This window comes from Paracidovorax citrulli (genome assembly GCF_900100305.1).
Classification (GTDB): domain Bacteria; phylum Pseudomonadota; class Gammaproteobacteria; order Burkholderiales; family Burkholderiaceae_C; genus Paracidovorax; species Paracidovorax citrulli.
In genome coordinates, this window is the sequence record NZ_FNEY01000020.1 from 55,467 (window position 1) to 70,236 (window position 14,770).

Consider the following 14,770-nt stretch of genomic DNA (forward strand, 5'->3'; position numbering starts at 1 on the left):
CAGGCCGCGGACTGCGAGAAAACGGCATGCAGGGCATGCCGATCCGTGAGGCAGGGGCGACGCCCTGCGGGGCCCGTGACCGTTATTGCACTGCGATCAGCAGCCACCCCGGCCGCCACCACCGCGCCCTGCGCCGCGCAGGATACGGAGGACCATGCCATTGCCTGCGAGGCGTCCGGGCCACCTCGACGCTCCACAGGCGCCCGTCATTGAAGAAGGTGAAACGCACCGTCCGGGGAGCTGCCAGCACGGCGTTCGCGAAGATGGCCGGCGTATAGGGCGCGGACAGTTCGACAGCGTCCAGCACCCGTCCGTCCCGCGCAATCCAATGGACATGCAGCGCCTCTTCGTAAGGCGTGTTTTCCGTGGTGAAGACAAGATAGCCGTCAACAGCCTCGAACTGGGCCTCCATCACGGCACCCGGCAGGTCGAGGAGAATGTCCCCGTCCTCGCGATGCCGCAGGCAGAGCCGGGGGGGAGTTGCGTCGCTGGTGGTATTGCATTCCACAGAGAACGCAGACGATGGCTGGAGAGCCTGCATCAGAACACCCAGTCAAAAGACACATCCGCTCCCAGTGCTCCCAGGGCGCCCCCCACAAACACACCGAGCGTGACGCAGACAGGTGCACCCGGCCCGCATGCCAGCCCGGCAAGAGCACCTCCAGCAGCACCGCCGGCAAACCCGCCTCCGACCACGGCTCCCTCCTTTGCCACCGCACGGGCCTTGTCGTCCGCCACGGCAACGTTGTAGACCGCTGCCCCCAGGGATACGAAAACCAGGCCGCGGCCCAGAGTGGTATAGCGCCGTGCCGCCGCATTGACCGAGGGCCTGGGACGACCGGAACTATCAATGATTTCCAGATAGACAAGATTGCGCTCATTGGTCGCCAGTTGCGCAAAGGGCTTGCCGAACTTGTCTTTCGCATACTTTTCGGTCAGAGCATCGAGACTCAAACCGACCTTCTTCAGCTGGATCGCCTTCGCCCGCCCTATGTCGCTGGAGCGCAAGCGCTGCACCTCCAGAATTTCATTGCGGATCGACTGCACCTGTGTTGCAGCCTCCTGCGGACTCAAGGCACCGGACGCCACACGCGCCCGATACTCTTGGGAAAGCCTTCTGGTTTGCTCGATATAGCTCTGGCGTACTCGCCCATCCTTCAGAAATCGCTGCGCAAAGTTCGCGCATGCCGACTCCAACTGCGATAGCGCGGTTTCGAGCGTGGCGTTGTTCCGATGCTCATCCTGCATGCTCTATCTCCCCATCGTTGATAACGCTGAGGATTTCATGGAGGAACGCTTTGCTTGGCAAGTTAGAGACACAAACTGTTTCACTGCGTGCCAACGCCCTGCTTCAGGAAAACGCCCTCCACAGCCCGGTGCCGAGAAACCACGGGTTGAGCACGCTGGACTCCAGCCGGAGGGTGTCGAAATCCGTCACCTCGGCAAGCAGCCTGTGCCTGGCGCCCGAGTTGTCGAAGATGTAGGCACGGTGCGCCACCTCGCAGGCCTCGGTCATCAGCGCGATGGACTTGTGGTACCGGTCGATGACCTTGTCCTCGGGCACCGGATGGCCGCCCTGCAGCACGCGCCGCCGCACCCGGTCGATGTTGATGGCGGGGTCGTCGGTCGCCACGAAGTACAGATAGACCCGGTAGCCCCGCGCACGGGTTTCGCGCATGAAGTCGATCTTCGAGCGGTGCGACATGACGGTCTCGAACGTGAAGGTACGGCCTTCGTCCCGCAGTTCCCGGCGCACGGCCTCGGCCAGCGTGGCGGCCAGGTAGGAGTCCCAGGGCCCGGGCATCCGGAGGGTCAATTCACCGTCTAGCGTGATTCCGGCCAGCAGGGCCGGCATGTCCAGCCGCCGCCCCAGGCCGAATGTCTGGAAGCTGCCGCGGATCCGCTCCAGCACCGCCGGGGGCTCGCCCGTCACGCCGAGTTCCCGCAACGCCAGGCAGCCGCCGGAGGCGTGGAGTGCCTTCTCGATCTCGTCGGCGTTCACGAAGGCGCCGATCCATTGGGGCTTGAGTTCGGACTGGAGGGTGCTCTTGCCGGATCCGTTGGGCCCTGCGAGGACGCGCAGGCGCGGTTGGGCCGGTTGGGCCAGGGCAGGCCTGGCCGCCCGCCGGACGTCAGCTGCCCCGAGAGACACGCTTGAGGACCGTGCCCGGCTTGACGCGCTTGCCCACCGGAAGGTCTTTGATGACGGTGACGCTGCCGTCGATCCGGCGCTCGACGACCTGGCCGGAAGCGGTCTTCACAATGGCAGCCCCCGTCGCCCTGAGCGCGGCCCGGTAGGCCTCATGGCCCGCCTTGGGGGCCACCTCGGGAATGCGCCGCTCGGCGATCTGCATTCCCCTTTCGGTCGGAATGGTTCGCTGGGTAGGGGAGGACATGGGAGATGCGGGAAAACGTGTCTCCGCCAGTCTATCAGGGCCCCCCGGAAGCCGCTTTCCCGCGCGGCGCGAAGGGCCACGGGGAGGCATCCCGCCTCCCGCCATCCCAGGAGAAGCTCCCGTGAAGATCGAAGGCCAATGCCACTGCCCCGGGCGCCCCGAAAAGGCAGATCCGGACCCGGCGGCGCCTTGCCTGGGTGCCGTCTCCCGACAGGGTGGACAGCTTCGACGGGCAGCCCTGAGGGGAGCCGCTCGGGCGCTGTACCATTCCTTTTTTCCTCCCAACCATCCTCCCTTCACCACCATGAGCATCTACGACAAACTCGCCGCCCTGAACATCACCCTCCCGCCCGTCGCCACGCCGGCCGCGGCCTATGTGCCCTATGTGCAGACGGGCAACCTCGTCTTCCTCAGCGGCCACATCGCTCGCAAGGACGGCAAGCCGTGGGTGGGGCAGTTCGGCCGCGACATCGCGACGGAAGACGGCAAGGCCGCGGCACGCGCCGTGGCGATCGACCTGATGGGCACGCTGCATGCGGCCACGGGCGGTGACCTGAACCGCGTGCAGCGCATCGTGAAGGTGATGAGCCTGGTGAACTCCACGGGCGACTTCACCGAGCAGCACCTGGTGACCAACGGCGCCAGCGAGCTGCTGGGCGAAGTGTTCGGCGACAAGGGCAAGCACGCGCGCAGCGCCTTCGGCGTGGCGCAGATCCCCATGGGTGCCTGCGTGGAGATCGAGCTGATCGCCGAACTGGCCTGAGCGCCGAGGACGCCGTGAGCGCCACCGCAGCCCCTTCCGCCAACCCGCCTGCACCGGCCTCGGCCGGGGAGCCGCCGCTGGTGCTCTCCATCCAGTCGCATGTCGCCTTCGGGCACGTGGGCAACGACGCGGCCATGCTGCCGCTGCAACTGCTGGGCATCCAGCCGGTGGCCGTGCATACGGTGCAGTTCTCCAACCACACGGGCTACGGCGAGTTCAAGGGGCAGGTCTTCCCGCCCGCGCACATCGGCGACGTGCTCGATGGCCTGCGTGCGCGCGGCGTGCTGGCACGCTGCACGGCGGTGCTCTCGGGCTACCTGGGCGATGCCGGCGTGGGCGAGGCCATCCTGGCCGCGGTGCAGGAGATCCGGGCCGTTCGCCCGGGCCTGCGCTACCTGTGCGATCCGGTGATGGGCGACGTGGGCCGCGGCGTGTTCGTGCGCCCGGGCATCCCGGAATTCCTGCGCCGCCGCGCGCTGGCGCAGGCCAGCATCATCACCCCCAACCAGTACGAATTCGAGTTGCTGCACGGCGCGCCGCTGGCCTCGGTGGACGAGGCGGTGGCCGCCGCGCGCGCGCTGCTGGGCGATGCCGCCGGAACAGGCCCTTCGCTCATCGTGGTGACCAGCCTGCGCACGCCGGACCTGCCGGACGACCGGCTGGCCACGCTGGCCGTCACGGAGGAGGCCGCCTGGCTGGTGCGCACGCCGTTCATCGACCTGCAGCCCCTGCCCAATGGCATGGGCGACGTGTTCTCGGCCGTTCTGCTGGGCCACCTGCTGCGCGGCGCATCGACGCCGGACGCGGTGTCGAGCGCGGTCAGCAGCCTGTACGCGCTGGTGTCGCGCACCGCGCCGGGCCAGCGCGACCTGCCCCTGGTGGCCTGCCGCGAGCAGATCGCGCAGCCGTCGGAGCGTTTCGCCGCCGAGATGGTGGGCGCCCCGACGCGGCCCTGAGACAGAGTTCCGGCCGCGGCCCGGATCAGGCCGCCAGCGTGCGCGGCCCGCCCCGCACGGGCTGCTGCAGCGCCGCGCCGGCAGCCCCCGGCAGGGCGCGCAGCTTGAACACCGACACCGTGCGCGCCAGTTGTTCGGCCTGCTCGCGCAGGCTCTGGGCCGCGGCGGCGCTTTCCTCCACCAACGCGGCGTTCTGCTGCGTCATCTGGTCCAGCCGTCCCACGGATGCGTTCACCTGACCGATGCCCGCGCTCTGCTCGGAAGCCGCGGCGGTGATCTCGCCGATCATGTCGTTCACGTGCTGCACCGAGCGCACGATGTCCTGCATGGTGGCGCCGGCATCCTGCACCAGCCGGCTGCCGGCCTCCACCCGCTCCACCGAGGTCCCGATCAGTTGCTTGATCTCCCGCGCGGCGGTGGCGCTGCGCTGCGCCAGAGCGCGCACCTCGCCCGCCACCACGGCGAAGCCCCGGCCCTGCTCACCCGCGCGGGCGGCTTCCACGGCCGCGTTCAGGGCCAGGATGTTGGTCTGGAAGGCGATGCCGTCGATCACGCCGATGATCTCGGCGATGCGGCGGCTGCTCTGGTGGATGTCATCCATGGTGGATACCACCTGGGTGACCACCTCGCCGCCGCGCTGCGCCACGCTGCGGGCACTGGCCGCCAGCCCGCTGGCCTGCTGCGCGCTGCCCGCGCTCTGCTGCAGGGTGCTGGTGAACTGCTCCATGGCCGCTGCCGTCTCCTGCAGGCTGCTGGAGGTCTGCTCGGTGCGCACGGACAGGTCATGGTTGCCCGTGGCGATTTCGGCGCTGGCGATGGCGATGCTGTCCGTACTCCGGCGCACCTGCTGCACCACGCCGGAGAGCGCATCGCCCATGGCACCGAGCGATCGCAGCAGTTCGCCGAACTCGTCGCCGCCGCCCCGCGGCACGGGCGAGGCGAGATCCCCGGCGGCGATGCGCGCCGCTGCCGCATTGGCTTCCGCCAGCGGTCTCTGGATGCCGCGGATCAGCACCACGCCGCCGGCCACGATACCTGCCAGCAGCAGCGCCAGCGCAACGGCCGCACCCAGCAGGATGCGCTGCAGCGATGCGGCCGTGCGGTCGCGCAGCGCATCGGCGGCCTCGGTCTGCGACTGCGCGAAATCCCGCAGGAGCTGCAGGTAGGCCGCCACCGCCGGTTGATAGCGCTGCAGCACCAGGGCCCGCGCCTCGTCCCGCCTGCCGGCGGCCGACAGCCGGCTGGCCTCGCCGCGCAGATCCAGCGTGGCCTGGCGCGCGGCGGCGATCTTCGCCATGCGGGCCTTGTCCTGCGCGGACAGGTCCATGGCGGCGAGGGTCTTCTGGGTTTCCGAAATGCGCGCGGAAGTGGCCGCGATCGGCTCCTTGAATTGCGCCTCCAGCAGGGGATCGGCGGCGAGAGCCACCGCCAGGGTGCGGGCCGCATTGGTCTCCGTCAGGCCAGCCCAGCGCAGGGCCGCCTGGGTGCGCTGCTCCATTTCGTCGCGCGCGGCATCGGCCTGGGCCTGCTCGCGCTGGTAGTGCGCGCCGGCCACGCCGAGCACCGCGGACAGCATGAGCACCAGCACGGTCACCGTGATCCAGAGCTTGTGGACGACACCCAATGATCGGTGCATGGCGGACTCCTTTCCTTGCCGGGCGGATCCCGCCCGGGACGACTGAAGCCATCGTGCATGAAGCAACGTGCGGGAGGCTCGGTGTTTACACCAGAGGGCGGCGGATGCGCCCGCGGAATCAGAAGGTTTCCCAGTCGTCGTCGCTCTGGCTGGCCTTGCGCGACGGCGCGGGAGGCCGCGGCGCGGAGGCCGGCGGGGCGGAGGCCGGCGGGGCGGAGGCTCCCGCCGGAGGGCGGCCGGGCAGCGCAGGCGCCTTCCCGCCGGCGGCCCCGACGGTGGCCGGCGGGCGGGGCCGGACGGGCGCGGCCACGGCAGCCCGCGCGGGCGCCTGGGGGGCAGGAACGGCGGCGGGCGGCACCGCTTTGGCGATGGGCGGCGCAACGGGTGCGGCGGCGGCAGGCATGCCGGCCGCGCTGCCGTCGCGCAGCCGGAATGCGGACACCACCTCGGCCAGCATGGCCGCCTGCGTCTTGAGCGAGCCGGCGGCAGCCGCGGCCTCCTCGACCAGGGCGGCGTTCTGCTGCGTCACCTGGTCCATCTGCCCGATCGCCTGGCTGACCTGCTCGATGCCCGAACTCTGCTCCGCGCTCGCGGCGCTGATCTCGCCCATGATGTCCGCCACGCGCCGGATGCTGTCCACCACCGTTTCCATGGTGCGTCCGGCCTGCGCGACCTGCTGGGAACCTTCGTCCACCTTGGCCACGGAATCGCCGATCAGCGTCTTGATGTCCTTGGCGGCCTCGGCGCTGCGCCCCGCGAGCGCACGGACTTCCCCCGCCACCACGGCGAAACCGCGGCCCTGCTCGCCGGCGCGCGCCGCCTCCACGGCCGCGTTCAACGCCAGGATGTTGGTCTGGAAAGCGATGCCGTCGATCACCCCGATGATGTCCGCGATGCGGCGCGAGGAAGCGTCGATGGCGCCCATGGTCTGCACGACGCCGGCCACCACCTGCCCGCCCTCGCCCGCCATCTGCGAGGCATGGGCCGCGAGCTGGTTGGCCTGCCGGGCGCTGTCGGCGTTCTGGCGTACGGCACTGGTGAGCTGCTCGATCGAAGCGGCCGTCTGCTGCAGGGCGCTCGCCTGCCGCTCGGTCCGCGCGGACAGGTCCTGGTTGCCCGCATCGATTTCCCGCGCGGCGATGGCGATGCTGTCGGCCCCCTGGCGCACGCGGCCCGTGACCTGGGCCAGGTTGTCGTTCATCTGGCGCAGGGCATCCAGCACCTGGCCGGTCTCGTCGCGCCCGCCGGCGGCGATGGCACTCGTGAGGTCGTTGTCCGCCACGGCGCGCGCGACACGCACCGCCTCGCCGAGCGGTCGCGTGATGCCGCGCGTGATCCACCAGCCCAGCCCCCCGCCCAGGATCAGGGCCAGCACGGTGGCGATCGCCACGGCGGAGCGGGTCTCCGCGTAGCCGGATTCCACCTGCCCCAGGGAGGCATCGATGTTCTCACGCTGCATGTTCAGCAGCTTCTGGACAGCTTCGAGGAACTGCGCCGTGATGGGCTGGAACTCCTGCGTGAACAGGCGCTGCGCATCTTCCAACCGCCCCTCGCGTTTGGCCTTGTAGATCGCATCGCGACTTGTCAGGTAGTTCGTGCGCGCCTTCTGGATGTCGGCCATCAAGGCCTTCTCCTGGTCGGCCTGCAGGAGCGCCTCGATGCGCTTGAGCATGTCCGCCGACTGCCGCGAAGAGGCAGCGGCCTCCTCCGCGAACGCGTCGTTCAGGGAGGTATCGCTGCTGCGGGCCACGGCCTTGGTCCGCTGCACGCTCGTATGGATGTTGCGGGCCCAGTCGCTGATCAGCCGTTCCTTGACGAGCGACTCCGAAGCGACTCCCTTCACGGAACGGACCGTCTCCCCCATGTTGGTCAGGCCCAGCATGTTCATCACGAACATGACGAGCAGGATGAGCGCGAATCCCAGCGCGAGCCGGGTGGCGATTTTCAGATCTTTCACGGTAAGGGTGCTCCTGGCGCGCATCTAGGCAATGCACGACCCGGCAGCCGCCTTCTTCGATGGCCGTGCCGGCAGATAGTGCATTGATACAAGCGGAAACACCACTCCGCATAAACACCATGTTCCTGTCGCGATGCGGCGGCGCAACAAAAAAGGGCCGCCATGCCCTGGCGGCCCCTCCGGCAGCTGTGTTCGCCAGGCTTTACTCGACGCGCTGCACGGCGTTCGGCTTGAAGCCCAGATCCGCCGCCTTGCCCTTGCGCCCGCGCGGGAAGCGCGCATTGTTGAGGCTGCGGATCTCCAGCGTCTCGTCGCGCTCCTTGCCGCCGCGGCCCACGCCTGCGATGCGCACGCTGCGCGTGTACGCCGCGGCACCCGCCAGCGTATCCTTGGGCTCGAGGTCGATGAGCATCAGGCCGCGGCCGCCATTGGCCATCTGCTTGAGCTCGGTGATCTCGAAAGTCAGGATGCGTCCGCCCGCCGAGGCGCAGCACACGTGGGTCGCCGGGGCGAGCGGCTGGCTGCCGCTGGTGAACGCCGCGTGCGACGGCCGGCAGAGCTGCTCGCCCTCGCCCAGCGAGACGAATGCCTTGCCACCCCGGTTGCGCGCCGTCATGTGCTCCACGGCCGCGATGAAGCCGTAGCCGCCCGAGCCGGCGAGCAGCAGCGCCGCGTTCGCGGGGCCGGCGAAATAATGCACCGGCTGCGTGCCGGCCTCCAGGTCGATCAGCGTGGTGATGGGCTGCCCGTCCCCGCGCGCGCCGGGCAGTTGCGAAACGGCCACGGAATACACGCGACCATTGCTGCCGAAGGCGATGAGCGTATCGACGGTGCGGCACTCGAAGGTGCCGTAGAGCGCGTCGCCGGACTTGAAGGCGAAGGTGCCGGCGTCGTGCCCGTGGCCCTGGCGCGCGCGCACCCAGCCCTTCTGCGAAACCACCACCGTCACGGGCTCATCGACCACCTTCACCTCGGCCGTGGCGCGCTTGTCGGCCTGGATGAGGGTGCGGCGCGCGTCGGCGAACTGCTTCGCGTCCGCCTCGATCTCCTTGACCATGAGGCGGCGCAGCGAGGCAGGGTTGGCGAGGATGTCCTCGAGCTTGCCCTGTTCCTCGCGCAGTTCCTTGAGTTCCTGCTCGATCTTGATGGCTTCGAGCCGCGCGAGCTGGCGCAGGCGGATTTCCAGGATGTCCTCGGCCTGCCGGTCCGACAGGCGGAAGCGCTCGATCAGCGCGGCCTTGGGCTCGTCGCTCGCGCGGATGATGGCGATCACCTCGTCGATGTTGAGCAGCACGGTCTGCCGCCCCTCGAGGATGTGGATGCGGTCCAGCACCTTGGCGAGGCGATGCTGGCTGCGCCGCGTGATGGTCTGCTGGCGGAAGGCGATCCACTCCTCCAGCATGCGCCGCAGCGACTTCTGCACGGGCTTGCCGTCCAGGCCCACCATGGTCAGGTTGATGGGCGCGGAGGTCTCCAGGCTGGTGTGCGCCAGCAGCGTGGTGATCAGCTCCTGCTGCGGCACCCTGCCCGTCTTGGGCTCGAACACGATGCGCACGGGCGCGTCCTTGCTCGACTCGTCGCGCACCACGTCCAGCACGCCCAGCACCGTGGCCTTGAGCTGCGTCTGCTCCTGCGAGAGCGCCTTCTTGCCGGCCTTCACCTTGGGATTGGTGAGCTCCTCGATCTCTTCCAGCACCTTCTGCGCGGAGACGCCGGGCGGCAGTTCGGTCACCACCATCTGCCACTGGCCGCGCGCCAGGTCCTCGATTTTCCAGCGCGCGCGCACCTTGAGGCTGCCGCGCCCCGTGCGGTAGGCGTCCTGGATGTCGCCCGGGCTGCTGATGATCTGGCCGCCGCCCGGATAGTCCGGGCCCGGCACCAGCGCGGCCAGCTCCTCGTCGGCGAGCTTCGGGTTCTTCACCAGCGCCACGCAGGCGTCGGCGATCTCGCGCAGGTTGTGGCTCGGGATCTCGGTGGCCAGGCCCACGGCGATGCCGCTCGCGCCGTTGAGCAGCGCGAACGGCAGGCGCGCGGGCAACTGGCGCGGCTCCTCGGTGGAGCCGTCGTAGTTGGGCACGAAATCGACCGTGCCCTGGTCGATCTCGTCGAGCAGCAGGCTGGCGATGCGCGTGAGCCGCGCCTCCGTGTAGCGCATGGCCGCGGCGCCGTCGCCGTCGCGGCTGCCGAAGTTGCCCTGGCCGTCGATGAGCGGATAACGCTGACTGAAATCCTGCGCGAGCCGCACCAGCGCGTCGTAGGCCGACTGGTCGCCGTGCGGATGGAAGCGGCCCAGCACGTCGCCGACCACGCGGGCGCTTTTCACGGGCTTGGCCGGCACGTTGCGGGTCGGCCCGCCGTAGGCCAGGCCCATGCGTTCCATCGCGAAGAGGATGCGGCGCTGCACCGGCTTCATGCCGTCGCACACGTCCGGCAGCGCGCGGCCCTTCACCACGGAGAGCGCGTACTCCAGGTAGGCGCGCTGCGCGTAGCCGGCCAGGCCCAGGTGGTCGCCGGACTCGGGCTGGGAGAAGTCGAGGGTGGGTTGGTCGTTGTCGCTCATGCGTCGGAAAGAATGGAAAGAGGAACGCGGCGGAGGGTGCGCCGCGGTGTCGTTCGAAAGATCAGGGCGCGCCCTGGACCACGGGCGCCGCCAGCTCCATGCGCACCCGGCCGGCCGCGGCGCCGCGCCCCGCCGCCACGGGCACCGGGGCGACCGCCGCGGGCTTGAGCAGGGCGTAGAGCCCCAGCACGCTCTTCACGTAGTTCTGCGTCTCGCGGTAGGCGGGAATGCGGCGGCCGGCGCGCTGCACGGCGCCCTCGCCCGCGTTGTAGGCCGCCAGGGCCAGGTCCAGCCGGCCCTCGAAAAGATCGATCAGGTGCCTCAGGTAGCGCGCGCCGGCCGCGATGTTCGTGCCCGGATCGGTGAGCTTCTGCTCCACCGAACGCCTGGCCTCGCGCGCCACGCCGAAGCGTTCGGCCGTGGCCGGCATCACCTGCATGAGCCCCACCGCGCCGCGCGGCGACACCGCCTGCGGATCGAACCCCGATTCGGTCGCGATCACGGCCTGCAGCAGTTCGTAGTCGAGCCCGTGGCGGTTCGCCGAGGCGCGCAGGAAATGCTTCACGCGCTTGACCTCGGGCGCGATGTCGAAATAGGCCAGGCGCCGCGCGCCCTCCGGCGTGGCCCCCGGCGCCATGCCGGGCGGCACGAGGCCCGTGCCCGCGGAGCGTCCGTCCCTGGTGGAGTCGAACACGTCGCCGCGGAAGAACAGGCTGTAGCGCTCGTCGATGCGCTCGGCCGCGAAATGCGTCACGCCGCGCTCGTCCACGTAGGCCCAGAGATCCGCATGGGCGGATTGCAGCGGCAGCCACAGGGCGAGCCCCAGCGCGGCCATCCGCGCTCCCGCCGCCAGCTGCTGCCGCAGCCGGACCACCGCCGTGCCATCCGCCACGCGCCACGCCGCCATGGCTCAGATATCCACTTCCACGGCGTCGCCGTGCAGTTCCATCAGCTCGCGCCGCGCGGCCGCCTCTCCCTTGCCCATGAGCTTGGTGATGAGGCCCTCGGTTTCGGCGAAGCCCAGGTCGCCCAGCTGCACGGGCAGCAGGCGGCGGGTGTCGGGGTTGAGCGTGGTCTCCCAGAGCTGCTCGGCGTTCATCTCGCCCAGCCCCTTGAAGCGGCTGATCTGGCACTTCTCGCGCGCCACGCCATCCTTGGCGCATTTGTCGAGGATGGCCTCCAGCTCGCCGTCGTCCAGCGCATAGACCTTCGAGGCCGGCTTCTTGCCGCGCGCCGGCACGTCCACGCGGTAGAGCGGCGGGCGCGCCACGTAGATGTGGCCCGCCTCGATCAGCTTGGGGAAGTGGCGGAAGAACAGCGTGAGCAGCAGCACCTGGATGTGCGAGCCGTCCACGTCGGCGTCCGACAGGATGCAGACCTTGCCATAGCGCAGGCCGGAGAGGTCCGGCGTGTCGTTCGGGCCGTGCGGGTCCACGCCCAGCGCCACGGAGATGTCGTGGATCTCGGTGTTGGCGAACAACCGGTCGCGGTCCACCTCCCAGGTGTTGAGCACCTTGCCGCGCAGCGGCAGCACGGCCTGGCATTCCTTGTCGCGGCCCATCTTGGCGCTGCCGCCGGCGGAGTCGCCCTCCACCAGGAATACCTCGTTGTGCGACAGGTCGCGGCTTTCGCAGTCGGTGAGCTTGCCCGGCAGCACGGCCACGCCGGAGCCCTTCTTCTTCTCGACCTTCTGCCCGGCCTTCTGGCGGGTCTGCGCGGCCTTGATGGCGAGTTCGGCGAGCTTGCGCCCGTAGTCCACGTGCTGGTGCAGCCACAGCTCGAGCGCGGGCCGCACGTAGCTCGACACCAGCCGGACGGCATCGCGCGAATTGAGTTTTTCCTTCACCTGGCCCTGGAACTGCGGATCCAGCACCTTGGCCGAGAGCACGTACGAGGCGCGGGCGAACACGTCCTCGGGCAGCAGCTTCACGCCCTTGGGCAGCAGCGAGTGCAGCTCGATGAAGCTCTTCACAGCCTGGAACAGGCCGTCGCGCAGGCCCGCGTCGTGCGTGCCGCCCGCGCTGGTGGGAATCAGGTTGACGTAGCTCTCGCGCACGGGCGCGCCCTCGTCGGTGAAGCCCACGCACCATGCGGCGCCCTCGCCTTCGGCGAAGCTCTCGTTGTGCCGGTCGGCATAGCCCTCGCCCTCGAAGAGCGGGATCACCGGGTCGGCCGGCAGGCTCTGGCCCAGGTAGTCGCGCAGGCCGCCCTTGTATTGCCAGGTCTGCGTCTCCTTCGTCTTCTCGTTGACCAGCGACACCGTCACGCCCGGCATCAGCACGGCCTTGCTGCGCAGCAGGTGGACCAGCTCGCCCATCGGCAGCGCGGTGGATTCGAAATACCTGCCGTCCGGCCAGACACGCACCGTGGTGCCCTGGCGGCGCTCGCCCGCGGCCAGGGGCCGGGCCGTGAGCGGCTCGGTGACGTCGCCGCCCTCGAACACGAGGCGCGCGATCTGTCCGTCGCGGTGGGTCGTGGCCTCCAGGCGCAATGCCAGGGCGTTGGTGACCGAGACACCCACGCCGTGCAGGCCGCCCGAGAAGCTGTAGGCGCCGCCCTTGCCCTTGTCGAACTTGCCGCCCGCGTGCAGCCGCGTGAAGACCAGCTCGATCACCGGGGCCTTTTCCTCGGGGTGCAGGCCGAACGGAATGCCGCGCCCGTCGTCCTCGATGCCGACGGAGCCGTCGGCGAACAGGGTGACCTTGATGCGCTTGCCGTGCCCGGCCAGGGCCTCGTCGGCGGCATTGTCGAGCACTTCCTGGATGATGTGCAGCGGGTTGTCGGTGCGCGTGTACATGCCCGGCCGCTGCTTCACGGGCTCCAGGCCCTTGAGCACGCGGATCGAACCTTCGGAATAGTCGCTGGGCGAAACGGAAGAGGGTTTGGCTGCCATGGGCGCGGATTGTAGTGCGGTGTGCCCGGCGGTACTGGATGGAAAGACAGCCACCCGCCTGCCACGCGGGTTAACCCGCATTTCCCGGCAAGCGCCGGCGGACGCTTTTGGCTACATTCACCGGATGTCCTCCGAAAACCCGAAGCTCTCCATGGCGCAGGTCCTGGCCTGCGGCGCGGCCGTCGTCACGCTCTCCATGGGCATACGCCACGGCTTCGGCCTGTGGCTGCAGCCGATCACGCAGGACATGGGCTGGACCCGCCAGACCTTCGCGCTCGCGCTCGCCGTGCAGAACATCGCCTGGGGCCTGTTCGGCATCTTCGCGGGCATGGCGGCCGACCGCTTCGGAGCGTTCCGCGTGCTGATCGCCGGGGCGGTGCTGTATGCCTTCGGGCTGGCCGGCATGGCGCTGTCGCCCACGCCCCTGCTGTTCGCCCTCACGGCCGGCGTGCTGATCGGCGCGGCCCAGGCGGGCACCACCTATGCCGTGATCTACGGCGTGCTGGGCCGCCAGATCGCGCCCGAGAAGCGCTCCTGGGCCATGGGCGTGGCCGCGGCCGCCGGCTCGTTCGGGCAGTTCCTGATGGTGCCCGTCGAGGGCCAGTTGATCGCCCGCCTGGGATGGCAGGAATCGCTGCTCGCCCTCTCGGCCATGGTGCTGCTCATCGTGCCGCTGGCCTTCGGCCTGCGCGAGCCGGGCTTCGGCCGCCGGGCGGCAGGCGCCCCCGCCGCGCCGCGCAGCCAGACGGTGGGAGAGGCCCTGTCCGAAGCGCTGCGCTATCCCAGCTTCCTGCTGCTCACGGCCGGGTACTTCGTGTGCGGGTTCCAGGTGGTGTTCATCGGCGTGCACATGCCCAGCTACCTCAAGGACCACGGCCTCTCGCCCCAGGTGGCGAGCTACGCGCTGGCCCTGATCGGCCTCTTCAACGTCTTCGGCACCTACATCGCCGGCACCCTCGGCCAGCGCATGGCGCGCCGGCACATCCTGGCCTTCATCTATTTCGCCCGCGCCGTGGCGATCACCGTGTTCCTGCTCGCGCCGCTCACCCCCGTCTCGGTGTACGTGTTTTCCGCGGTCATCGGGTTCCTGTGGCTGTCCACCGTGCCGCCCACCAACGCCACGGTGGCACAGATCTTCGGTGTGCAGCACCTCTCGATGCTGGGCGGGTTCGTGTTCTTCAGCCACCAGATCGGCAGCTTCCTGGGCGTCTGGCTGGGCGGCTACCTCTACGACCGCACTGGCAGCTACGACGTGGTCTGGTACCTCGCCATCGCCTTGGGGCTGGTGGCCGGCCTCATCAACCTGCCGGTGCGCGAAACGCCGATCACGCGCGCCCCGGTCCGGACGGGCGCCGCCGCCTGAGGCAGGGCATGCGCATGGCCTCCACCCCCCTGGCCGCCCCCTCCCCCCGGCGCCCCGGCTGGAAGCGGTGGCTGCCCTGGGCCATCGCGGCCGCCGCGGTGCTGTCCGCCGCTTTCGCGCTCTATGCGGAACCCGGCTTCGTGGTGATGATGGCGGACCAGGTCTGGTCCTGTTTCTGAACTCCCGCCGCGGCGCGTCCGACCGTGGCTCCTCCCGCGCTCCTTCCTTGATGCACAGTCCAGGCCC

General features: G+C 69.7%; 13 protein-coding genes. 4 read left to right on the forward strand and 9 right to left on the reverse strand.

The annotated features are described in order from the left end of the window. Positions 1 to 82: 82 nt before the first annotated feature. From BLR99_RS14255 to BLR99_RS14270, 4 genes are all read right to left on the reverse strand, one after another. Positions 83 to 541, reverse strand: a complete 459-nt coding sequence (locus BLR99_RS14255; protein WP_011794494.1) for a hypothetical protein — start codon at positions 539 to 541, stop codon at positions 83 to 85. Beyond that, complete coding sequence (locus BLR99_RS14260; RefSeq protein WP_011794493.1) at positions 541 to 1,248, reverse strand: hypothetical protein; 708 nt, start codon at positions 1,246 to 1,248, stop codon at positions 541 to 543. Before BLR99_RS14260 ends, BLR99_RS14255 begins: the two co-directional genes overlap by 1 nt. Positions 1,249 to 1,351: 103 nt before the next feature. Further along, positions 1,352 to 2,152, reverse strand: a complete 801-nt coding sequence (locus BLR99_RS14265) for an ATPase (RefSeq protein ID WP_011794492.1) — start codon at positions 2,150 to 2,152, stop codon at positions 1,352 to 1,354. Further along, positions 2,133 to 2,396 (reverse strand): hypothetical protein, encoded by a 264-nt coding sequence (locus BLR99_RS14270; RefSeq protein WP_228193871.1) that lies wholly within the window; start codon positions 2,394 to 2,396, stop codon positions 2,133 to 2,135. Before BLR99_RS14270 ends, BLR99_RS14265 begins: the two co-directional genes overlap by 20 nt. A 304-nt stretch (positions 2,397 to 2,700) precedes the next feature. Here BLR99_RS14270 and BLR99_RS14280 point away from each other — a divergent pair, with 304 nt between their 5' ends. Next, positions 2,701 to 3,159 (forward strand): RidA family protein, encoded by a 459-nt coding sequence (locus tag BLR99_RS14280; protein ID WP_011794489.1) that lies wholly within the window; start codon positions 2,701 to 2,703, stop codon positions 3,157 to 3,159. A gap of 14 nt (positions 3,160 to 3,173) precedes the next feature. Beyond that, positions 3,174 to 4,115 carry a pyridoxal kinase PdxY gene (gene pdxY / locus BLR99_RS14285; protein ID WP_011794488.1) on the forward strand — a complete coding sequence of 314 codons (942 nt, stop codon included), beginning with the start codon at positions 3,174 to 3,176 and terminating at the stop codon, positions 4,113 to 4,115. 25 nt (positions 4,116 to 4,140) lie between these two features. On the opposite strand, the gene BLR99_RS14290 is transcribed toward pdxY, so the two are convergent. The 5 genes from BLR99_RS14290 to BLR99_RS14310 all read right to left on the reverse strand — a co-directional run bounded on the left by BLR99_RS14290 (position 4,141) and on the right by BLR99_RS14310 (position 13,161). Then, entirely contained in the window at positions 4,141 to 5,751 is a 1,611-nt protein-coding gene (locus BLR99_RS14290) for a methyl-accepting chemotaxis protein (protein WP_011794487.1), read from the reverse strand. Between the two features lie 118 nt (positions 5,752 to 5,869). After that, a complete protein-coding gene (locus tag BLR99_RS14295; RefSeq protein ID WP_011794486.1) occupies positions 5,870 to 7,732 on the reverse strand; it encodes a methyl-accepting chemotaxis protein in 1,863 nt (620 codons plus the stop codon). Positions 7,733 to 7,910: 178 nt separating this feature from the next. Beyond that, positions 7,911 to 10,268, reverse strand: coding sequence for a DNA topoisomerase IV subunit A (gene parC, locus BLR99_RS14300; protein WP_011794485.1), 2,358 nt, complete (start codon positions 10,266 to 10,268; stop codon positions 7,911 to 7,913). A gap of 61 nt (positions 10,269 to 10,329) precedes the next feature. Beyond that, positions 10,330 to 11,175 (reverse strand): lytic transglycosylase domain-containing protein, encoded by an 846-nt coding sequence (locus BLR99_RS14305; protein WP_011794484.1) that lies wholly within the window; start codon positions 11,173 to 11,175, stop codon positions 10,330 to 10,332. 3 nt (positions 11,176 to 11,178) lie between these two features. After that, positions 11,179 to 13,161, reverse strand: a complete 1,983-nt coding sequence (locus BLR99_RS14310; RefSeq protein WP_011794483.1) for a DNA topoisomerase IV subunit B — start codon at positions 13,159 to 13,161, stop codon at positions 11,179 to 11,181. Positions 13,162 to 13,285: 124 nt separating this feature from the next. Here BLR99_RS14310 and BLR99_RS14315 point away from each other — a divergent pair, with 124 nt between their 5' ends. Continuing rightward, positions 13,286 to 14,524 carry an MFS transporter gene (locus tag BLR99_RS14315; RefSeq protein ID WP_011794482.1) on the forward strand — a complete coding sequence of 413 codons (1,239 nt, stop codon included), beginning with the start codon at positions 13,286 to 13,288 and terminating at the stop codon, positions 14,522 to 14,524. 14 nt (positions 14,525 to 14,538) lie between these two features. Continuing rightward, positions 14,539 to 14,703: a hypothetical protein gene (locus tag BLR99_RS23145; protein ID WP_162486299.1), complete on the forward strand. Its 165-nt coding sequence runs from the start codon at positions 14,539 to 14,541 to the stop codon at positions 14,701 to 14,703. Positions 14,704 to 14,770: the final 67 nt, after the last annotated feature.

Bases quoted from the DNA above. Each gene is read 5' to 3' on its own strand.
- BLR99_RS14290 (WP_011794487.1), bottom strand. From the start codon at position 5,751: ATGCACCGATCATTGGGTGTCGTCCACAAGCTCTGGATCACGGTGACC.
- BLR99_RS14305 (WP_011794484.1), bottom strand. From the start codon at position 11,175: ATGGCGGCGTGGCGCGTGGCGGATGGCACGGCGGTGGTCCGGCTGCGG.
- BLR99_RS14270 (WP_228193871.1), bottom strand. From the start codon at position 2,396: ATGTCCTCCCCTACCCAGCGAACCATTCCGACCGAAAGGGGAATGCAG.
- BLR99_RS14255 (WP_011794494.1), bottom strand. From the start codon at position 541: ATGCAGGCTCTCCAGCCATCGTCTGCGTTCTCTGTGGAATGCAATACC.
- BLR99_RS23145 (WP_162486299.1), top strand. From the start codon at position 14,539: ATGGCCTCCACCCCCCTGGCCGCCCCCTCCCCCCGGCGCCCCGGCTGG.
- BLR99_RS14260 (WP_011794493.1), bottom strand. From the start codon at position 1,248: ATGCAGGATGAGCATCGGAACAACGCCACGCTCGAAACCGCGCTATCG.
- BLR99_RS14315 (WP_011794482.1), top strand. From the start codon at position 13,286: ATGTCCTCCGAAAACCCGAAGCTCTCCATGGCGCAGGTCCTGGCCTGC.
- BLR99_RS14280 (WP_011794489.1), top strand. From the start codon at position 2,701: ATGAGCATCTACGACAAACTCGCCGCCCTGAACATCACCCTCCCGCCC.
- parC (WP_011794485.1), bottom strand. From the start codon at position 10,268: ATGAGCGACAACGACCAACCCACCCTCGACTTCTCCCAGCCCGAGTCC.
- BLR99_RS14295 (WP_011794486.1), bottom strand. From the start codon at position 7,732: ATGCGCGCCAGGAGCACCCTTACCGTGAAAGATCTGAAAATCGCCACC.
- BLR99_RS14310 (WP_011794483.1), bottom strand. From the start codon at position 13,161: ATGGCAGCCAAACCCTCTTCCGTTTCGCCCAGCGACTATTCCGAAGGT.